This window comes from Hymenobacter terrenus, from assembly GCF_000972495.1.
GTDB classification, from domain to species: Bacteria; Bacteroidota; Bacteroidia; order Cytophagales; family Hymenobacteraceae; genus Hymenobacter; species Hymenobacter terrenus.
Genome location: NZ_LATM01000044.1, coordinates 1 through 21,737 on the forward strand (window position 1 = coordinate 1; position 21,737 = coordinate 21,737).

General features: G+C 57.6%; 15 protein-coding genes. 13 read left to right on the top strand and 2 right to left on the bottom strand.

Annotated elements, in window-relative coordinates; genetic code table 11:
- The 4 genes from WX88_RS31055 to WX88_RS31060 all read left to right on the top strand — a co-directional run.
- Nucleotides 1-322: T9SS type A sorting domain-containing protein (locus WX88_RS31055; protein WP_046247116.1), on the top strand; the 322-nt coding region annotated here is incomplete at its 5' end.
- Nucleotides 323-1,227: 905 nt separating this feature from the next.
- Nucleotides 1,228-3,450 (top strand): PA14 domain-containing protein, encoded by a 2,223-nt coding sequence (locus WX88_RS28300; RefSeq protein ID WP_052733079.1) that lies wholly within the window; start codon nucleotides 1,228-1,230, stop codon nucleotides 3,448-3,450.
- Between the two features lie 661 nt (nucleotides 3,451-4,111).
- On the top strand, nucleotides 4,112-6,598 hold the full coding sequence (locus tag WX88_RS28305) for a T9SS type A sorting domain-containing protein (protein WP_052733080.1): 2,487 nt from the start codon (nucleotides 4,112-4,114) through the stop codon (nucleotides 6,596-6,598).
- 248 nt (nucleotides 6,599-6,846) lie between these two features.
- Entirely contained in the window at nucleotides 6,847-9,669 is a 2,823-nt protein-coding gene (locus tag WX88_RS31060; protein WP_052733081.1) for a PQQ-dependent sugar dehydrogenase, read from the top strand.
- A gap of 418 nt (nucleotides 9,670-10,087) precedes the next feature.
- Here the strand turns inward: WX88_RS31060 and WX88_RS24750 are convergent, their stop codons facing one another.
- On the bottom strand, nucleotides 10,088-10,606 hold the full coding sequence (locus WX88_RS24750; protein WP_046247117.1) for a hypothetical protein: 519 nt from the start codon (nucleotides 10,604-10,606) through the stop codon (nucleotides 10,088-10,090).
- A 1,009-nt stretch (nucleotides 10,607-11,615) separates the two neighbouring features.
- Here WX88_RS24750 and WX88_RS28315 point away from each other — a divergent pair.
- The 4 genes from WX88_RS28315 to WX88_RS24775 all read left to right on the top strand — a co-directional run bounded on the left by WX88_RS28315 (nucleotide 11,616) and on the right by WX88_RS24775 (nucleotide 15,365).
- Nucleotides 11,616-12,224, top strand: coding sequence for a TetR/AcrR family transcriptional regulator (locus tag WX88_RS28315; protein ID WP_052733082.1), 609 nt, complete (start codon nucleotides 11,616-11,618; stop codon nucleotides 12,222-12,224).
- A gap of 82 nt (nucleotides 12,225-12,306) precedes the next feature.
- Complete coding sequence (locus WX88_RS24765) at nucleotides 12,307-13,122, top strand: SDR family oxidoreductase (RefSeq protein ID WP_046247119.1); 816 nt, start codon at nucleotides 12,307-12,309, stop codon at nucleotides 13,120-13,122.
- 2 nt (nucleotides 13,123-13,124) lie between these two features.
- A complete protein-coding gene (locus tag WX88_RS24770) occupies nucleotides 13,125-14,270 on the top strand; it encodes an SMP-30/gluconolactonase/LRE family protein (protein WP_046247120.1) in 1,146 nt (381 codons plus the stop codon).
- Nucleotides 14,271-14,750: 480 nt separating this feature from the next.
- Nucleotides 14,751-15,365 carry an FMN-dependent NADH-azoreductase gene (locus WX88_RS24775; RefSeq protein ID WP_046247121.1) on the top strand — a complete coding sequence of 205 codons (615 nt, stop codon included), beginning with the start codon at nucleotides 14,751-14,753 and terminating at the stop codon, nucleotides 15,363-15,365.
- 186 nt (nucleotides 15,366-15,551) lie between these two features.
- Here the strand turns inward: WX88_RS24775 and WX88_RS24780 are convergent, their stop codons facing one another.
- Nucleotides 15,552-15,962: a winged helix-turn-helix transcriptional regulator gene (locus WX88_RS24780; RefSeq protein ID WP_072053107.1), complete on the bottom strand. Its 411-nt coding sequence runs from the start codon at nucleotides 15,960-15,962 to the stop codon at nucleotides 15,552-15,554.
- A 164-nt stretch (nucleotides 15,963-16,126) separates the two neighbouring features.
- Here WX88_RS24780 and WX88_RS24785 point away from each other — a divergent pair, with 164 nt between their 5' ends.
- From WX88_RS24785 to WX88_RS24810, 5 genes are all read left to right on the top strand, one after another.
- Entirely contained in the window at nucleotides 16,127-17,107 is a 981-nt protein-coding gene (locus WX88_RS24785; protein ID WP_046247122.1) for a quinone oxidoreductase family protein, read from the top strand.
- Between the two features lie 919 nt (nucleotides 17,108-18,026).
- A complete protein-coding gene (locus tag WX88_RS24795) occupies nucleotides 18,027-18,857 on the top strand; it encodes a helix-turn-helix transcriptional regulator (RefSeq protein ID WP_046247124.1) in 831 nt (276 codons plus the stop codon).
- Between the two features lie 90 nt (nucleotides 18,858-18,947).
- Nucleotides 18,948-19,718, top strand: a complete 771-nt coding sequence (locus tag WX88_RS24800; RefSeq protein WP_046247125.1) for an isocitrate lyase/PEP mutase family protein — start codon at nucleotides 18,948-18,950, stop codon at nucleotides 19,716-19,718.
- Nucleotides 19,719-19,732: 14 nt separating this feature from the next.
- On the top strand, nucleotides 19,733-20,377 hold the full coding sequence (locus WX88_RS24805; RefSeq protein WP_082116294.1) for a methylated-DNA--[protein]-cysteine S-methyltransferase: 645 nt from the start codon (nucleotides 19,733-19,735) through the stop codon (nucleotides 20,375-20,377).
- A 44-nt stretch (nucleotides 20,378-20,421) separates the two neighbouring features.
- A complete protein-coding gene (locus WX88_RS24810) occupies nucleotides 20,422-21,492 on the top strand; it encodes a saccharopine dehydrogenase family protein (RefSeq protein WP_046247126.1) in 1,071 nt (356 codons plus the stop codon).
- The last annotated feature ends 245 nt before the right edge of the window (nucleotides 21,493-21,737 follow it).

A 21,737-nucleotide genomic window follows, 5' to 3' on the forward strand; every position in this document is an offset into this window, starting at 1 on the left:
CCGCCGCGACTTCAGCGCCAGCGCCCGTACCGCGCTCGGCACCGCTAAGGCGGCTGGAGCAAGCGCCGCGCTGAGCGCCTTTCCCAACCCGACCCACGACCGCGCCACGCTCAGCTACACCGTCGAGCAAGCGGGTGCCGTGCGCCTGGAAGTGCTCGATAACCTGGGTCGCATCGTGGCCGTGCTCGTCGATGGCCAGCAGAGCGCCGGTGCGCATGAGGCCGTCTTCCAAGCCCCCGCTCGTCAGGGCTCGGCCCTGTTCAACGTGCGCTTGATCACGCCCACGGGCACCTCCTTCTCCCGCTTAGCCCTGGACAAGTAAGTATAGCCCTTGCTCTTCTTTCTAAGCTACAAAAGGTCTGTTCCTTCGGGAGCAGGCCTTTTTGGTTTAAAGCAGTTGTACTGATTAAACACATCGAGGCGGTGTCGTTGCTTCCTGCCTCCAACTCGGGGGCAGTTCGCCCCATTACGAAGTAGGAGTCTTTGCTTTGCTGCCCTGACGGCCTTCTTCGCTCATACATGCTGCACACAGGCTACGAAGAATTCAAAGCCTATTCTATCAAGTAACGGGCTAATCTTTCAACTGGTTATTCAGCCGTAAAACTTGTGTGGTATTCTGCTATTTCTCAAAAATACCGCACACTATTTTTCGGATTTATGTGTGATATTTTTCTGATAGTCGCAAATACCACACACCATTCTATACGGTATGGGATGCCAACAGTGCCCACGGACACGTCCTTCTCACATGCTGGGCGGATAAGCTCACCCGTTTCCTTAGCCGGGCACAAAAGGCCTGTTCCTTAGAGAGCCAACCTTTTTGCGTTGCCGGAAACTGGTTTTTCCTCGGACTTATACGGACCTTTTGCTGGGTACGGCAGGCACAAACGCTTCTCATAATTCTTGCCTGAACTTACCCTCTCTCAAAGATGGTCTTTCAAGGCATACTACCGAATGTGGGATGGTGCGAAGTTCTTACTACCCTGATGAACCAAGAATCAAAATTAAGTGCAATAAGACGTTTTCCTACTAGGACATAATGGAAAAGTTCAAAAACATCAGGATTGAGCTTGACGTCGATAAACACTAATTATGCGTCGTTTGACCAAAAAAACGTGCTGTTAATCCGAGAATCGGCCCATCCGCTTGCTGAGTCGGGGCAGAGCAGGCACCTTTGACCCAGAAAAAAGTCAATTCACACTCTCCCTTTCTTCCTTTCCTTTTCTGATGAAACAACCGTTCTTTTTCCTGCTGTTGGGCTTGGGTTCCTTATCTACAGCACACGCTACCAACTACTACGTCTCGGCCAATGCTGGCAAGGACACTAACAGAGGTACAGAAAGTAGCCCATTGAAAACCATTCAGGCTGCCGCTAACAAAACCGTACCGGGCGATGTGGTCTATGTGCGGGCCGGAACATACAAAAACGCCTACGCTGGTGCGGCGGTGGAAATCAAAAGATCCGGCGCCCCCGGGAAGTGGATTGTCTTCCGCAACTATCCTGGCGAAAAGCCGCTGCTCCAGTTCACCAGTTGGCAGGGCTTCAACATCCAGAACAATGTGTCCTACATTGAGATTAACGGCTTCCGCATTCAGGGTAATAACCGCAACGTGACCCTGGCCGCCGCTCTTAACCAGCCCAGTGGCTGCGCCAAAAATGGCGTGGGCACCCCCGATGGCCGGTATAACGGCAACGGCATCGCGAGTACTGGCGGCAGCCGCGCCGGCTCGAAGAACCCACACCACCTGCGCTACCTCAACAATGAAATCTTTGAGTGCGGCGGAGCGGGTATTAGTGCCATCCGGTCCGATTATGTGACCATGGAAAATAACGTCATCTACAATACATCCTGGTACACGAGGTACGCCACCAGCGGCATCTCCATTTACCAGTCCTGGAACTACGATAAGGCGGCGGGCTACCACAACATCGTGCGCGGCAACCGCTTGTTCGGCAATCGCCTGCTTGTGCCGTGGTGGCGCGGGGGGTCGTTCGGCTGCATGGGCATCACCGACGGCAACGGCATTATCATCGACGACACCCGCAACACGCAGAACGGCTCCAAGCTCGGCGCCTACACCGCTCGCACCCTCGTAGCTAATAACCTGGTGGTAAACAACGGTGGCGCCGGCGTGCAGGTCTATAAGAGCGACCACATCGACGTCATCAACAACACGGCCTACCATAACAGCCAGAGCACGGAAATCAACAACGGTGAGATTTATGCGAATGCCTCCACCGATGTGCTGATCCAGAACAACATTCTCGTCGCCGCTCCGGGCGAAAAGGTATTTGGCAAGGCTAGCACCACGGATAACGTGAAGTATGTGAACAACCTGTTCTTCGGCGGCAGCATCACGCGCAACACCAGCAACAACACGCTGACCAGCACCGGCGTCGGCACCACTTCGAGCGCCGACGGCACCAAGCCCCCCACCTCGGTCACTATCCCGGTTGGCACGAACCTGGTAGCCGACCCGCAGTTCGTCAACCCAACCCTGGATTGGAAGACGGCCAACTTCACGCTCAAGGCTACCAGCCCGGCCATCAACGCCGGGCTCAACAATAAGCTCTCGCCCACGGACCTGGCCGGTAATCCCCGCGTAAGCGGCGGCACCAGCGGCATCGTCGACCTTGGCGCCTACGAAAGCACCACCACGACCACCACGCCTCAGCCCCCCACCACCACGCTGCGTCCGGCTGAGAACCCCACCAACATCGCCGCTGGCCTGAACTACAACTATAACCAAGGCACCTGGAACAAGCTGCCCGACTTTGAACAGCTGCCTGCGCTGCGCACCGGCACAGTGACCACCTTCGACCTGAGCTCAGCCAACCAAGCCGACAACTTCGCCTTCCACTTCTACGGGTACATTAATGTACCCGCTGATGGGCAGTATACCTTCGCAACAAAGTCGGACGATGGCTCCAAGCTCTACATCGGCAACACCTTGGTGGTCGACAACGACGGCCTGCACGACATAGTCGAGAAAAGCGGCACCATCGGCCTGAAAGCGGGCAAGCACTTCATCGCCGTCGACTACTTCGAAGCCACCGGCGGCAACACCTTGCAAGTTTTCTTCCAGGGCCCTGGCCTGGCCAAGCAGCTCGTCCCCGCTTCCGCCCTCTTCCGCAAGGACTACAGCGCGAGCGCCTACGGTGCCAAGACAGCGGCGAGCAAGACGGCGGTCGAGCCCGTCGAGGCCTATCCCAACCCCACCGCCGGCCGCACCACGCTCCGCTATGAACTCCCGCAGGCCGGCCCCGTGCGCCTGGAAGTGCTTAACAGCCAGGGCCGCGTCGTGGCCGTGCTCGTCAATGGCCAACAGAGCGCCGGGGCGCAGGAGGCCGTTTTCGACGCCCCCGCTCGCCAAGGCATCTCGCTCTACTATGTGCGCCTGACCACGCCCGCTGGCACGTCCTCTTCCCGCTTGACGGTCAACAACTAAGCACCCCTCTTCTCCTCTTCGCTTTCCGAGCTATCAAAGGTCTGTCCCCACAAGGGGCAGGCCTTTTGCGGTTAGGATAAGTCGGCTTTTCTTCCAACCTATGCATGCAGCTTTTTCAGCTCACTAAATGTGTATGGTATTTCTCACAATACTGGCTCGAATAGCCACTCCGGCCAGAGCCTGCCGGCTACCGCATAGGGTGATTTCACTACTTAATATCGCCTAAACTCCACGCGGGGCCGGTACTATAAGCCTTATTATACATTATAAAAGTGCAATAACAGATAAAACAAGTAATAAAACTGATAAACATCACTATCCTGTCGTTTAACCAACAATTTTGGTCGTTGATCCAAATTTTTTACATCTCACTTGGCCTGTGGGGGTTAAATGGGCACCTTTGGCCACGTGAAAAGTCCAACATTTGTTCTTTGAGCTACCCCGTTAGTTCCGAACAGATGGCCTCTTCTCAAATCGTTCTTTTTATAGTTCTAGAAAACACTTGCTCGATTTAAGCAGTCTTTCCGCGGGTCGATTGGGGTGTCTTTTCCTCATCGATGATTAGGCATTTCCCGCTTGTGAGTGGACGCGGTGATTTCCGCCAACCGTTTCACCCACTGGCTTCTTCTGTCTGTCTTCTCTGTACCAACTCACTTATTCTATGAAAAACACTGTCTCTTTTCTTTTTTCCAAGAGCTGGTTACTTATCTGGGTGCTACTGCTGTTCAACTGGTTGCCTGCCATGGCACAGCCGAATAACCTAGTTACCTATGCCGGGGGCACCGGCCAGGAAAAGTTTCTCGACGTGGTGCGGCTCTCCGATGGCACCTGCCTGGTGGCCGGCACTGCTCAAGACCTGAACTGGGTGCCGGCCACTGTGCCGCGCACGGTACTTGCGGGCACGGCAGGCATCTATAACGCTGGCGGCACCTCGCGTATTGGCTTCATTCTGCACCTGACGGCCAATTTGAGCACCATCCTGCGCGTGGTCTCGCTGCCAGTTGGGGCGGCCGAGAGCATCGCCCGTCTCAAAACTACGAATGTGCCCGGCCAGCCCACGGGCACCTTGTTTATCTCGGGCACCACAATGGAGTCCAAATCCAATAATGGGGGCTACTTCCTGGCCCGCCTCGACCAGAACTTCGTGACCGGTGCCCCCACGGCCCTCGTTTGGACCTACAATGTGTGGGCTAGTGGCTATGCCTATGAATTTCAGCCCTGGGACGTGGGCAGCGACGGGCGCATCATTTACATTACGGGACAGGAACATGCCAACGACTGGGTTGCCGCTTACGCCCTTGATGGCAACACGGGCAAGCAAACCATCGTGCCGAACTGGCGCACGCATTGGCTCAAGGACAATAAAGAGTACAAAGGCTTAGCAGCCAGTGCCCCTGGTGGTGGCATTGCCAATGTGGCTTACAGCGGTATTGTGTTCAAAAAAGCGGGCCGCTGCGACCTGCGCTCCTGGAACATGACCGACTACAAGGCTATTCTACCCGATGGCAACGGCCGTACCAAGCAGGGCCGCTGGCCCTTGGACGCCTTCTTCGGCACTCCCTGCGACCCGGCGGCGCCCAGCACCAGCGGCAGCGGGTACACTGGCTACCGCACTGGTGCAGGTGTCACCTACGGGGCGTCGGCCGTGGTGATTGACCGGCGCAGCAATGACTTGTACATTGGCTTCAACGTACAAACGAGACTACCCAGCGGCGAGCCCGACTATGAGCCAGCTGTGATAGCGCTAGCCCCGGCCGGTGACCTGCGCTGGTGGAGCCGCCTATACCACGAGGTATCGGCTACGGGTACTCCCGTCAATTCCACCCCCGACCAGTATATAGATGGCTTGGCGCTGGACTACTCCAAGCCTACCCCCGCCCAGGGCGACCTGGTGGTGTTGGCTCGCTGCCACGGCAACAACGTGGAAAACTTTTGGTCGGGCAACCGCATCGCGGCCACCCCCGGCGCCCAGGGCTTCCAAAATAACTTTACGGGTAACAAGGGGGATATTCACATCTCGTGGCTTGGGAAGTTGGGTTTGGCCGATGGCACTCTGCACAACAGCACCTTCGTGGCCGAATACGAAGACTTGATGAACGGCACCGGGGGCCCCTCCTCCGACCCCAACCTCGACGGCTGGCCCAGCCCCAATTCCGGCTGGCCTAATGTAAACACCACCCGACTCAAGGCAATGCGCGTGGGCCCCGATGGTTCTGTGGCCATTATCGGTAAGGGCCGCCGCACCATCACCACCGCGGGAGCCTACCAGAAAATGGTACGGGCCGGTACTGGCCCAGGCACTGGGGTGGGCTCCTGGACCCGCTTTGTGCGGGTGTACGAGCCCAACCTGAGTACCGTGCGCTACAGCTCGGTACTGGCCGGAACCTGGAGTGCCAGCACGAGTGGCGACAATACAACGCTCGAAGGGCTGTTACCCGAAGCTGACCGCGTGTTGGTGGTGGGCTTGCACCAGGAAAGCGCTACCCCTGGCGTAGCAGCCGGCAACCCCGTGCCTACCACCGCAGTACCGGCTTGGGGCAGTGCTGCTCCCAGCGGCCAAAGCGCGCTGCTCGCCAGCTTGCGCACCACAGCGACAGCTATCCCCGCGCCGCTGCCCGTTACCCTCACGCGTTTCGAAGGACGGCGCATTGATGCGGCGACCACGGAGCTGACCTGGGCTACTGCGTCTGAGTTGAACAACGCCGGCTTCACCATCGAGAAAGGCTCGGACGGGCTGGAGTTTAGTCCACTGGCGGAGGTAGCCGGCCAGGGCACCAGCCAAACCGCTCACGCCTACCGCTTCGTCGACCAAACCGCCAAGACGGCCGCCTATTACCGCCTTGCCCAGCGCGACCACGACGGGCAGCTTACCTATTCTAAGGTCATCTACGTGACGGCGACTGGTGCCGGGCAGATGGGTCAATTGGTGCTGGCTCCCAACCCAGCGCACGGGAAAGTTCAGCTGCTGGTGCTCGGCACCGAGCCGTCGGGAACCGTGCAGGTGCTTGACCCACTGGGCCGGGTACGACTGAGCCAGCCCGTAATGGCCGAAACCACCCTAGCAGTGGAGAGCCTGCCAGTGGGGGTGTACTTGGTGCAGGTACAAACTGCGGCCGGCCGGCTCGTGCAACGCCTTGTGATAGAATAGGCCACAATCCTTGAGCGAGGCACACGAGCCGAATTAGCGCGCGCCTCGCTCAAGGATTGAATTACCATTCCACGCAAGATGCTCAGGCTGCGCGGACGCCAAAATAAGCAGAACCGGGTGGTAAGCTTTGATTGGTTGCTGAACTGCCCGTTCGCCACGATAATGCCCGTGTTTGATTAACGACCGGAAGGCCCGAAAAGCCACCCGAATATCTAGCATTCCACAACCCTTTTTCCACATTCTGAGCTATGAAAACAACTTTGCTTGCTGATTCACCAACCACCCCCCGCCCGGGGGCACCGGCCTTCCGGTCGACGCTTCCGGGCGGTTTTTTTTGGCTGTGCAGCCTTTGGCTGGCGGTATTTGCCTTTTTTGCGGGCAGTGCCCAGGCATCTACGCTGCCCAGTGGCTTCTCGGAAACTCGCCTGGCTACCGGGCTCGACCCAACCGGAATTGAGTTTGCCCCTGATGGCCGGCTGTTTGTTACCATTAAATCGGGCAGCATCCGAGTCATTAAGAATGGGGCGTTGCTGGCAACGCCTTTCGTGACCATCCCCAACGTGGACCCGGCCAACGAGCGTGGCCTGCAAAGCGTGGCTTTCGACCCCAATTTCGCTACGAACCAGTTTGTGTACGTGTACTACACGGTGGGCAGCACTCCGGCGCACAACCGCGTCAGCCGCTTCACGGCCAATGGCGACGTGGCCGTGGCCGGCAGCGAAACCGTGCTGCTGGAACTCCCCAACCTAGGGGCCGGTAACCACAACGGTGGTGCCCTGTTTTTCAAGGGCGGCAAGCTCTACATCACCACTGGCGAAAACGCGGTACCGAGCAATTCGCAGTCGCTGACAACAACGCTGGGGAAGATACTACGAATCAACCCGGACGGCTCCATCCCGACTGACAACCCGTTTTACACCACCACTACGGGCAGCAACCGCGCTATCTGGGCACTGGGCTACCGCAACCCGTTCCGGGCGGCCGTGCAGCCCGGAACCGACAAAATCTTCATCAACGACGTGGGTGGCAGCACCTGGGAAGAGATTAATGACGCTACCATTGGTGGTAAAAACTATGGCTGGCCCGGTATCGAGGGTGTGCGCACCACCCAAACGGCCCCAGCCAACTACCAGAATCCGGTATTCGCCTACAACCACAGCCAGGGCTGCTCCATCACGGGTGGCACTTTCTTCAACCCCGCCACCACACTGTACCCAAGCAGCTACACGGGCAAGTACTTCTTCGCAGATTATTGCAGAGGATACATTAAGACGCTGGATACCTCTAACGGCAATGCCGTTGCCACATTCGCTACGGGTATCGACCGCCCCATCGACGTAAAAGTGAGCCCCGACGGCAACCTCTACTACCTGGCCCGCGGCGGCTTGGGCGGCGGCTCGGTAAATGATAATACAGCCAGCACCGACGGCGAAGTATGGCGCGTGCAATACGTGGGCAACAATGCCCCCAGCATTTCGGCCCAGCCCACAAGCGCGACCACAGCCGTGGGCACCGCGGTGAGCTTCGTGGTGGGTGCCTCGGGCGGTGCGCCGCTGGCCTACCAGTGGCAGCGCAACAACGTGAACATTGCCGGAGCCACGTCTTCACAGTACGTGCTTACCTCTCCCACCTTGGCCGACAATGGCGCTACTTTCCGGGTGGTAGTGACGAACTCTGTATCGAGTGTGACGAGCGCCAGTGCTACGCTCACCGTTATTAGCAACACGGTTCCCACAGCCAACATTACCACGCCAGTGACCGGGGCCAAGTACCGGGCCGGTGATGTTATCAGTTTCTCAGGCACTGGTACCGATGCCGAAGATGGTGCGCTGCCTGCCAGTGCTTACTCGTGGGAGGTAGTATTTCACCACGATACCCACACGCACCCTGGACCAGCTCCGACATTTACGGCCCCCGCCACGACGGGTCCCAGCGGCACTTTTGTTATTCCGACCGAAGGTGAAACCGCTTCCAATGTGTGGTATACTCTGCTGTTGCGCGTTACCGATTCGAAAGGGGCTCAAAGCACGGCGGCGTCCGTCGAAATTTACCCTCTTACCAGCAATCTGAGCTTTACCACCATTCCGGCGGGCCTGCAGGTAACGCTAGACGGGCAGCTAGTGACCACGCCGGCTTCGGAGGTGAGCGTCCAGGGAATTGAGCGGACGCTGGGCGTGCCTTCGTCCCAAACCTTTAACAACAAGACCTACCAGTTTGTGTCGTGGAGCCAGGGCGGCAATGCGACGCAAGTCATCAGCACCCCTACCGCTAACACGACGTACACAGCCACATTCCAGGAAGTAACGCCCCCGACGACCACCGTGTTGCGTCCGGCCGAGAACCCCACCAACATCGTAGCAGGCCTGAACTACAACTATAATCAAGGTACCTGGACGGCCCTGCCCGACTTCGCCACCCTGCCTCCTCTGCGCACCGGCACGACACTCAACTTCGACATCAGCGCCGCCAGTCAGCCCGACAACTTCGGCTTCCATTTCTACGGTTACGTGACCGTACCCACTGATGGGCAGTACACCTTCTCAACCAAGTCCGACGACGGCTCCAAGCTCTATATTGGTAACAAACTGGTGGTGAGCAATGACGGTCTGCACGATATAGTCGAGAAAAGTGGTACCATTGGCCTGAAAGCGGGCAAGCACTTCATCGCCGTCGATTACTTCGAAGCTGGCGGCGGCAACATTCTGCAGGTTTTCTTCCAGGGCCCCGGGGTGGCCAAACAGCTTATTCCGGCTTCCGCCCTGTTCCGCAAGAACTATAGTGGAAGCACCAGCCGCCTGACTCGCGGCGGAGGCACGGCTATCACCGCTTACCCCAACCCCACCAGCGGCCGCGCCACGCTCAGCTACGACCTGAAGCAAGGCGGGGCTGTACGCCTGGAAGTGCTCGACGGCCTAGGCCGTGTCGTCGCCCGGCTCGTCGATGGCGAACAAACCGCTGGCATACATGAGGCCATCTTTGAAGCCCCAGCTATCCAAGGCACTACGTTCTACAACGTACGTTTGATCACGCCCGACGGCACTTCTTTCTCCCACCTAGCCCTTGATAAATAAGCTCTCACCTTTCTTATCAAACAAAAAAGGTCTGTTCCTTTGGGAGCAGGCCTTTTTTGTTGTGCGAAGACAGCTTTTCCTCCATTCTGTTCTACTCCTTTGGGCCAGATTATTGAGCGTGACAATTTTCGCCTGATCCGAGTACACCTCTAGGTGCTATCGGATAGCTACTACGGCACGCTATACGATCAGCCAGCCGAGGCCGGGCAGCAGGCCAGGTTTCGCTGTCGGGAGGTCCGCCAGAGGAGTTATCTACTTGCCGCTTGATATCAGGCCCAAAAACATTCCTCCACTGGATGGTGCTGACAAGGTAGTACACTGGCGATAGTCATAAAATAGAAAAGCGGTGGCCTAGCGGCCACCGCTTTTCGGTGTTGGATGTATGACGCTATTTTACGAGTTGAACGTCAGCTACCGCCTAACGGTAGATCCATAAGATACCTGCACCAAATTGATTAATCTTATTGAGCAGGTACAGCGAGCCGGAATCATCCACATCTAAGCTGTAGCCGGTATCACCCCACCCATTTCGGATATAGGTGTACTTGCCGTAACCGCCGGCACCGGTATCTCCATTGATTGTGAGGAGTGTAACGTTGGAGGCACTGGAGATGACAACATCGCCCGTCGTCTTCACGGTCAGTCGCGCGTTCGGGTTCCCCGCGGTACCCGATTTCCATAGAATCGCCTTGTCCGCTACTCGGATGAACACGGCGTTCCCGTCTCCTTGCATCACCAACCGGTATTGACCGTTTTTCGATTGCAAATACTGTCCCCAGTACAAGGTTTCACCCCCACGCAGGGTAAACTCGCCTTTTGCATCCGCCGTGGCCTGTGTTTGTAAAGCGGCTGGCTGCGGATCGGCCTGCTTCTGGCAGGCGCTCAGGCTCAGGCCCAGCATGGCCATAAAAAGGGAGGATTTGACAAGTGTTTGCATGATACTAATAAACTAAAAAAAGAAGGTAGATTGGCATAATTGCCGCTACAAATATAGCCCTACGGGCACCCTATGGCACATTCTGGCCCAAAAAAAGCTGCTCTATAGTGGTCCTCAGGCTCTTTAATTTCACTAGCCCCGTCATGGGAAAATAATGCTAGGCAGGCTCGCTTTTAAAACGAATATTACTTATGGGGCTTAGGAAGCAAAACTTGAGAAACGGGGCATAACTTTCTGTTATGCAACCGGCTAACCTCTACTATAAGTGCAGCAACATTTCGAAGGTCAAATTTCGCTACCTGTTGCGGCTCTTAGCCCTGGAGTTTACGGCCTCGGACGCGGCCCAGCTCAGCGGCCTAAGCGTGCGCTCGGTCAACGCGTTGTACCTGCACTTGCGCGCCGGTTGCAGACCTAGTGCCCGGTGCCAGCCGAGCTCAACGGGGCCGTGGAACACATCAAGCGCTGCTTCGGGCCCCGAGGCTAGTAGCAAAATCATCGTCTTCGGCTTGTGCAAACGCGTCGGGTAGGTGTCCCCGAAAATCGTCCCGGGCTGCTCGAAAAAGACCTTACAGGGCGTCATTTGAGGCAAAATCGACGTGGCGGCGATGGTAAACCCCGACGGCTGGCGCGGCGACGACGGGCTGGTGGACGTTGGCTTTGACTGGCATTTCCGCGTTCGCCACGGCCAGGACGAGTGCGGGCAGGGCGCCACAGTAACGGCAGCGAGTCCTTCTGGAGCGTCCCTAACGCCCACCTTCAGCCGTGCAAGGGCGTACCCAAACACCCCTTTCTGCTCTAGTTGAAAGAATCCGAGTTGCGCTTCAACCATCGCTCCAAAGACCTCTACAAACAGCTCCTTAAATTACGCCGCCAACAGCCCCTTTAAACGTGTGTGCTTCCTAAGCCCCCAACTATATACCCTTTGATTATCAAAATCATAAATACTTTTTCAAATTTCACTGTTTTTAGTTTGAAAATTTGATCTACTTTTGCAAGCATATTCCTCCTTATGGCTAAGCGTCCCGACCGTCGAAGTACCATCCTGACTGCAGCAGCGGCGTGTTTTGCGCGTTTCGGCTACACCAAAACCACACTGGAGGACATTGGGCAGGCTGTGCAGCTCAATAAGGCCTCGCTTTACTACTACTTCCCCGGGAAGGAAGAGTTATTTATGGCCGTGGTGCTGGAGGAAAGTGCCCGCTTCCAGGCCACGCTGGCGGAGCAGGTACGCCAACTGCCTACGCCGGCCGCGCAAGTGAGCCACTACCTGGTAGAGCGGCTACGCTACTACGGCCGTGTGCTGGCACAGAACCAGTTGCCGCTGGCCACGCTGCAAGCCCTGGAGCCGCGCTTCGAGGAGCTATATGCCGAAGTGTTGGAGCGCGAAATAGCTTCGGTAGCAGAACTCCTGACTCCGTTGCTCTCCTCGCCCGGTAGCCCCGAGCCCCGCCGCGTGGCGCGCCTGCTGCTCACAGCCGTCGACGCGGTGAAGCACGATGCCGTGCGCCGCCGCAACGCCACCCACAACCTGCTCCCAACCCTCGACCTGCAAACCGCCGAGGAGGATACCCGCCTGCTGGCCGACCTACTCCTGGCCGGCCTCGCCCACCAGCCCTAACCCGCTAATTCGGCCTTGCCGCGGCTATTTCCCACCGTCGGCATTTCGCCCGCCTCCCTCCCCTCACATACCTTTTCTTCACATGAAGACTGTACTTATCACCGGTGCCAGCAGTGGCATCGGCAAGGCCGCTGCGCGCCTATTTGCCGGCCGCGGCTGGCAGGTGGCTGCCACCATGCGCAACCCTGCCAAGGAAACGGAACTAGGCCAACTGCCCAACGTGCGGCTGTACGCGCTGGACGTCACCAACTCCGAGAGCGTCGAAACGGCTTTCGCGGCGGCGCTGCGCGATTTCGGCGGGCTGGATGCGCTGGTTAACAATGCCGGCTACGGCGTCGATGGCGTGTTTGAGGCCATGACCGACGAAACCATCATTCGGCAGCTGGACACCAACGTGCTGGGGCTGATGCGCTGCACCCGGGCCGTGATACCGCACTTCCGCCAGCAGGGCCACGGTACCATCGTGCAGATTGCCTCGGTGGGCGGCCGGGTCACGTTTCCGCTCTACAGCATCTACCACGCCACGAAATGGGCCGTGGAAGGCTTTTCCGAAAGCCTGCAGTACGAGCTGGAGCCGCACGGCATCCGGGTGAAGATTGTGGAGCCGGGCGCCATTAAAACTGACTTCTACGACCGGTCCCGCGAGTTCATCATGCGCGACGACCTGCGCCCGGCCTACGGCGCCTTCGTCCAAAAAGTGGAGAAAGTGAGCCAGGATGCCGGAGCCAAAGCCGTGGGCCCCGAAAGCGTAGCTGAAATCATTTTCCGGACTGCCACCGACGGCAGCGCCAAACTACGCTACCCCATTGCCTACCCGGCCAACCTCCTGCTGCCCCTGCGCCGCATTACGTCCGACGGCCTGTTCCGTCGCATTGTCAAATCAAGCTACAAAATCTGAAGATGCGCCTGTTTCGAAATATCCTGCTCGGCTTGCTAGTTCTGGTATTGGCCCTGGCTCTCACCCTTTGGCTACGCCACGGCGGTGGTGAGCCCTATGCTGACCTTACCACCGGGCAACAGCCTCTGGTGCCCGCCGCCGGGGTCGAAGCCTATTATACGTCGCAGGAACCTGTGGGCAACGTGGCCGCCACACCCGAGCCCGACCGCCCCACCCGCGTCTTCTTCACGATTCACCCGGAGTCGCACCCCACCGGCACGAAGCTCTATGAAATCCTGCCCAACCGCCAGGCCGTGCCCTACCCCAGCGAGGCCGGTCAGACCCAGCTAATAACTCCGCTCGGCGTATTTGTAGACCGGCAGCAGCGGCTATGGGTAATCGACCACGGCAACCACGGCCTGGAAAGCGCCCGCCTGCTGGCTTACGACCTGGCCACCGGCCGCTTGGCCATCAACTACCACTTTCCGGCGAGCGTGGCCGGCAACGGCTCTTTCCTCAATGATTTGACCGTATCGCCAGATGGCCGCTACGTGTTCGTGGCCGACGTGAGCTTCTGGCGCAAGCGCCCGGCCCTCATCATGTATGATGTGGCCCGCCAGCGCAGCCGCGCCCTACTGGTGCAGGACTCGACGGTGACGGCCCAAAACTGGCTCATTCGTAATCAGCTCAAAGACATGTCCTTCTTCGGCGGCATTGTCAACCTGAAAGCTGGCATCGATGGGTTATCGGTGGACCCGGCTGGTCAGTTTGTGTACTACGCGCCCATGTCGCACCAAGCGCTGTTCCGCGTGCCCATTACCGCGCTGGCCGATACTACCTTGAGCGCCGCACAACTGGCCGGGCAAGTACAGCGCGTGGGCCGCAAGCCCTTGTCCGATGGCATTGCGGTGGACGCGAATGGCCGCGTGCTCATCACCGACGTGGAGCACCAGGGTCTGAGCCTGATGGAGCCCACCGGCCGCCTGCAAACCCTCGTGCGCGACCCGCGCATCCGCTGGGCCGACGGGCTGGCCTTTGGGGGCGATGGCTACGTGTACCTGGCCGACAGCGCCATTCCCGACCAAATGCTCCGCTCCGCCGACCACATCCGGGAGGCGGCGCCCTACACCATCTTCCGGTTCCGCTGGCCAGCCAGTGGCCAGCTTTAAAGCCGGAAACCAGGCGCCCGCAGCGCGTGGTGCGGACAGCCTGGCAGCGGCCTATTGCGGTGTTTCCGCTGCTTTATGCTCGCCGCGTCCTTATTTCTAACGGCTTTATATGTCTGAACTACTGATTTCAACAATGCCCAAGCTTTGTCCCACTCTCAGTGAGTGTAAGGCATAAATTGAGGGCGTATCAAAAAAAGGCGGAAAGTCTTATCCCAATTGGTCAATTGGAATAAGACTTTCCGCCTTTTTTTAGGCGAGAAATACACCGGCCATCCTAGAAGTGTGGACGGAGTCGATGAATAAAGGTAATGATGTACGCTAAACAATGTATGTACATAAAATGTATGTACATTTACCCGCAGTATCCCTGTGGAAGCGGTTCAATTCAGAATCGTAGCTGCTCCGGTCGGGCCGGCAACCGACCAGGGTAAGTAATATTCTTTTCTCATCGGCCTCAAGCCAACCCTGTTTTCCTTTCTTATGCATATTCTTCATATCATTTCGAGCCCACGCAAAGCGGCTTCGTTCAGCATCCAGCTTGGCGACGGTATCATCGAAAAGTTGCAAGCTGCTAATCCTGGCAGTACCGTGCAGGTGCGCGACTTGGCTTCCAGCCCCTTCCCCCATTTGGAAGAAGCCAAGCTGCAGTCCTTCTTCACGCCGGCCGAAAGCCGCACGCCCGAGCAGCGGGAAGCAGCGCGGCACTCCGAGGAGGCCATCGCCGAAATCCAGCAGGCCGACGTCATCGTCATCGGAGCACCGCTCTACAACTTCGGTATTCCCTCGACCTTGAAAGCGTGGATTGACCACATCTCCCGGGCCGGCATCACCTTCCACTACGTCGATGGCGCCCCTCAGGGCCTGATTACGGGCAAGAAAGTATACGTGGCCCTGTCCAGCGGCGGCATCTATTCCGAAGGCCCCGCGGCGGGCTACGACTTCGTGGCTCCCTATCTGAAAGCCATCCTCGGCTTCCTGGGTATTACCGATGTCACCGTTGTGCGCGTGGAAGGCGTAGCCATTCCCGGTGTGCAAGACACGGCCTTGCAAAAGGCGCTGGACAGCGTTAGCATAGCAGCCTCTTCGGCCGCGTAAGCAAGCATAGGTGACGCGAATCAGGCGTCATGCTTTCCCAAGCTACCCCTTCAGGAGCGACCATTGCCGGCTGCTTGCTCCTGAAGGGGTAGCTTTCGTTTTTTATTAATAGCCGCTAAGTGTAACTAGGCCGAGCAACTGTGTCGCCACATTTGGGTTGGCCTCTGTAGCGTTCCTCAGTACCTTCTACGCTGGCCGCATCATGTTTCGGCCGACTACTGGCACTTCTTCTGCGGCCACCAGAACGGCCGATTGAACGCGCGACGAAAGTTGCTCGCCATCGAGCTGCTCCACGAGTTGCTGGCCCCAGCTTTCGAGGGGTGCAAACACGGCCACCAGCCGCGCCCCGAGGCTGGTAAGCGCGTAGTCGACCCGCGGCGGCACCTGCGGATAAACCGTCCGCACCACAATGCCGTCCTCCTCCAGTTCGCGCAGCTGCTGGGTCAGCATTTTCTCGGTGATGCCGTCCACGGCCCGTTTCATTTCGCCGTAGCGCTTGGGTCCGTTGGTCAAATAATAGAGAATACAGAGCTTCCATTTGCCGCCGATGACTTGGATAGCTGCCCGCACGGGGCACAAGGCAAAAACTTTTTTCATGAGCAACGCAAATTTTTAGGGGCTTCCCTTTCGGCACCGCCATAACCTACTTTTTAGTACGTACCCGACCTTTGGGTACGTACTTGACAGTAGAGCTGGTTACCCGCTAAGATTGCCGTGAAATTATTCACGAACCCTTGTTAGCGCAAGAAATTTCCCCTTCCATGAAAGCCATTGTAATCGAAGAAACCGGCAGCCCCGACGTGCTGCGGCTGCAAGAAGTACCCACTCCCACCCCTGGTCCCGGCCAAGTCCTCGTCAAAACCCACGTAGCCGGCATCAATTTCGCTGACACCGCACAGCGCAAAGGCACCTATCCTCTGCCGCTGCAACTACCCGTGACGCCGGGCTTCGAAGTGGGCGGCACCGTGACTGAACTGGGCCCCGACGTGAGCACTGCTCGCGTGGGCGACCGCGTGGCGGTGTTTCTGGCTGCTCCGGGTGGCTACGCCGAATACCTCGTGGCCGACGCCGCCACGCTCATTCCCGTACCCGACCACCTTTCCTTCGAGCAAGCTGTGGCTTTACTGGTGCAGGGCCTCACGGCGTATTTCCTACTCCAGCAGGCGGCGCCTATGCAGCCGGGCCAGCGCGTGCTGGTGCACGCGGCCGCCGGCGGAGTAGGCAGCCTTGCGGTGCAACTAGCCAAGCTCTTAGGCGCCGGTCAGGTTATCGCCACTGCCAGTACACCTACCAAGCTCGACCTCACCCGCCGCCTCGGCGCTGACGTAGCCATTAATTACTCCGACGCTGACTGGCCCGCGCAGGTGCTGGCCGCCACCAACGGCCAGGGCGTAGACACCGTGCTCGACTCGGTAAGCGGCACCGTGGGTGACCAAAGCCTGGCCGTACTGGCCCCCTTCGGCCGCTGGGTGAGCTACGGTGCCCCCTCCACGAGCGGCACCCAAATCGGCGCCGAGCAGGTCATGCAGATGATTTTCCGCAACCAATCCTTCGTTGGCTTTGCACTATACGGCATCACGCCAGAGCGCATTCAGCAAGCTTTGCAGGTAATGTTTGCCTACGTTGGCGAAGGCAAGCTGCAAGTCATAGTCGACCAAACATTCCCTTTGGCCGACGCGGCAGTGGCACACCGAGCCATTGAGGAGCGCCGCACCACGGGTAAAGTTCTGCTGGTGGCCTAGGCAAGCCCCATTCCATCTTTTTTATACGAACCTTTAGTTTGCTAAGGTAGAAAACAATGCGCGGGAGCCCTTTTCAAGCGCCGCCGCGTATTGTTTTCTACTTTCAGGACCACGCTTGTGTATAAAAACTCTTCTTCATTAATATTAGCTACTTGTTTCAGCAGCTAGCTTATCGAATGCGCTTGCCGATTCTTTTGAGAAATCTTTTGATGGTATTGAAATTGGGAGGTGTGGGGTAGACTAACCCATCTGGCGAAGCCCAAAGTATGAAAAAGCCAGATACTGCGGGCACCTGCGGGCAACTTAGATGTCAGATTCAGCGCCGGCTCAGAGGTGGCCGGTGCGCCCGCCGTCCGTAGTCAGGCTTGTGCCATTCATACAGCCAGCACCTACCGAAGCCAAAACACCACGGCGACTGCCATGTCCGCCTCTTGTGCAAAGTGGGGAACCGGAATCAGGCAAGGCACCGCCCTTTCCAACTTGACTAACGGCCGGCCCGAAGCAGCCGCTTCGACCGCGAACCGAACACTATGGCGCTGGGTGAGTCTATCGCCCGGTGGCACATTAGCCATCATGATGCCATTCAGGATTTTGGCTCGGCTGGCCACCGCCCGCACCATATTGAAAATGTCCAAGGCCCCGGCCTTTGCTAGCAACAACTGCCACCCGCGCCACCGAAAGGCGCGGCGCGCCAGTACGAACATCTGACCGAAGTCGACCACCACTTACTGCGAGTGCAACTACCCCCAGGCTACCGCCTCTCGCACCACATTGCACAAGACTCAGCAATCAGCTTACCTTAGCTCACGGCTTGGTTCTACTGAACCGTTTCCGGCGCCCGATTTTCTGCTAAATACCCCAGCAGTTGCAAATACCGGAGTACTGTGCTTTGTAAAGCATCGCGCGTTCTTAAATAGCTATGAAATTCCTGCAATTCGCCCCTTCCACTGTTCTGAGGCCCTACGTAAAGCAGTATTTCCTTTTTCAATCCAATTTGGAAAGTGCATTTGAGGACGTTGTCTTCCCAAGTGGCGATATGGAGGTGATATTTAACCTGGGGGATGAAACATGGGAAACATATGGTGGAAAAACATTCAGTAAAACTCCTCTGGTTGAATTATGGGGCCAAGTTACCCGGCCGTTGGCCATTCGGTTGGTGGGCCAACAAACCCTGCTCGGCGTGAAATTCTTCACGCACTCTGCCGCCTTTTTCTTCGCTGAAGGGCTTAACGAATTTAATAATCGCGTGTATGCTTTGCAGGATGTACTCGGCAACTCCGTCAACATTCTGCATTCTCAACTCCTAGAGGAGCGGGAAACGAACGCACGGATTACGCTTCTTGAGCAATTCTTGCTAAAAAGGTTGATCAAGAGTGATAAAAAGACTACTACCATCGCCCGGGTAAGCAGCTTGCTCAGCAGTATTGAAAGCACTGAACCACAACACCCTGCTTCGGCCGAGCATCGCCTTGGCTTGGTAGCTTCCCAGCATGGTATTACCCCCCGCTACCTGCACAAGCTAGTCCAACAGCATACTGGTCTATCGCCCCGGGAATTCAAAAAAATCAGGCGGTTTCAGTCTAGCCTGCGGCTACTGGCCGCGCACAAACAGCCGTTGACATCCATTGCGCACGAGTGCGGCTATTTCGACCAGTCCCACTTCATCCGCGATTTCAAATCCTTTACGGGGCTTACTCCCTCGGCTTATTTAGAGGCAGAATTACTGCTTAACCAATTTTTCATAGACTAATTTCACTCTGTTCCGATTCGTACAAGTGGCTGGCTTAGCCGGGAAGTAGGTTTGCACCGCCTGTTCTTTAAACGCCTTCCTTCAGCCCACATGACTTCCTTCGAAACATTTGCCAGCCTGCACCAAAATTCCAAGCCATTGCTGCTGGGAAATATATGGGATGCAAACAGCGCCAGACTTCTAGAAGCTGCTGGCTACAAAGCTATTGGGGTATCGAGTCAGGCGACAGCCGCCTCGTTTGGGTACGAGGATGGAGAGGACATGCCGTTTGAACTGCTGCTGCAACTAGCCAAGCGCGTGGCAGAAGTGGTGCATATTCCATTGACTGTCGATCTGGAGGGCGGATACAGTCGGACTGTTGCTGGTATTACCGAGAACATCAAAAAGCTACACGACGTCGGGGTAGTGGGGGTCAATTTAGAAGACAGCCTAGTCGGAGCAACTCGTCAGCTGCAGGCGCTGGACAATTTTCAGCAACTCCTGCTAGGGGTAGCAGAGAACTTGCGGCGCAGTAATGTGCAGGTGTTCCTCAACATCCGAACCGATGGCTTCCTGTTGGGTCTGCCTGCGGCGTTGGCCGAAGCCGTGAACCGAATCAACGCTTATGAGCACTCGGGGGCGGACGGTATCTTCGTGCCGGGCATCACCCAGGCCGACGACATTGCGCACGTGGTGCAGGCCACCCAGCTTCCGGTCAACGTGATGTGCCTGCCCGGGTTGCCAGATTTTGCGGAGCTAATGGCGCTGGGCGTCAAAAGAATCAGTATGGGGCCCTTCCTCTTCGGTCAAGTCAGTGGCTATGTCAGCCAGTTGGCCCAACAGGTCATTGCTGACCAGCATTTCGCGGTGATTCTCGCCTGAACTGCCCTGATAACATGATAAATAATATTACAGCCACGCCGAGCAGGCCGCTTGTTGGCGAGGAGGACTTGCTGGCCTCGCGGTACCGGTGGTTATTTGAGTCACCGCCTTGCGGACAGAAGGCTTCCGCCGCCCTTCACCTGACGCCGCTACCTACCCCGTTGGGCCTGATGGTCGCGGGCGTTCCAGTGGAGGGAGTATGCCTGCTCGAATTCATGAATCGGATACACCTGGAAAAAGAAATTCAGGAACTACAACACATGCTGGCCGCCGCGCTCGTTCCGGCGCCGACCGTACTTTCCGGGCAACTGGAAGAAGAGGTCCAAGAGTATTTCGCAGGAACTCGGAAAATCTTTTCGGTGCCTTTGCACACGCCCGGCACCCTCTTCTCCCAATCGGTCTGGCAACACCTGCAGCGCATTCCGTACGGCACAACCTGCTCCTACCAGGAGCAAGCGGCCCGAATGGGCAATTCCCGAGCCATCCGGGCCATTGCCGCGGCCAATGGCCGCAACCGGCTAGCCATTCTCATTCCCTGTCACCGGGTGGTTGGCAGCAACGGAGCAATGACCGGCTACGCGGCGGGCGTGGATAAGAAAAAGTGGCTGCTCCAGCATGAACGCAGCCATTCCCCCACCCCGGGAGGGCAGTTGTTTTGAAGTCAATTCAATACCGCTCTCCAGAAACCACAAAGTATACTCGTATGAAACCAGCAGGCGCACACCGCCCCATCCTCGTCTACGGAGCATCCGGCCACACTGGCCGCTTCATCGTCAGCGAATTACTTGAGCACGGATTTACACCGGTGCTGTCGGGAAGAGACGAGGAGAAGCTGGCCGCGCTAAGCTCAGCGCATGGCGGGCTCAAGGTTCGGGCGGCGGCCCTAAATGACCGAGACGCGCTGCGGGAGGCCTTGCACGGGGTTGCGGCCGTCATCAATGCTGCCGGCCCCTTTGCCGAGACGGCCGCTCCCGTCGTCGAAGCGGCACTTCACGCCAACGTGCCCTACTTGGACGTAGCCGCCGAGCCGGACATCGTGGCGGCGACCATGGCCATGTACGGAGAGCCCGCGCAGCGCGCCGGCCTCGCTCTGGCTCCGGGCATCGGATTTTATGGTGGCCTGGGAAACCTGCTGGCCACCGCCGCGCTGGGCGACTGGCCGCAAGCTGACGAGATTACGCTGGCCTATTTTCTTAGCAGTTGGAAGCCCACCCTGGGCACACGGGCCACCATTGAAGTCGCTGAGAAACGACGGGGCGGGCAACGGCTGGTCTTCCACAATCAGCAACTTGAACTGCGCAACGACGCGGCCCCCATTACCGAGTGGGACTTTCCGGCGCCCATCGGGAAGCAAACAGTAAGTGCCGAGTTCACAACTGCCGACGCCGTGACGATGTCCCATCATCTGCAGGTCCGAGAAATTGCCGAGTACATGACCCTGGCACCCTTGCGGGACCTTTCCGACCGCGACCTTTCGCACCCACCCGCGGTGGATGCCCGTGGCCGCTCCGCGCAAACTTTCCTGGTCGAGGCCGTTGTCCGACGAGATAACCAGCGCCGCCGTGCGGTCGCACAAGGACAGGATATTTACGCCGTTACGGCCCCACTGGCGGTGCAAGCCTTGCTGCGACTGCTGGCCCCGACGCAGCCCTTGCGGGGCGTCATAACCGCTGGGGAACTTGGAGACGCACGCTCCTTTCTCGAGGCCTTAGCGCCGCAGCATCTGACGCTCTACATCGAAACAGAGGACATACCGGAAGTATCTGGGTCGTAACCTGACCGTAATTTCTCTTCTGTTTAATTCCCCATGTGATTTACGTGCGCCATGCTAGCCTGTGTCTAAGAAGCTGTTTTTTCTTCTTGAACGTGATGCTGAGCTTATCGGAGCATGACCGTTCTTGTGTTTTCAGACAATCTAGTCGAGGGCTTACGCTGTATAATTCTATGCTGGGTGTTGGCGGAATTGCTACTCAATTAAGTAGTCAGGCAAAAGTAATGCGGTAGTCTGTGGTGCCGATT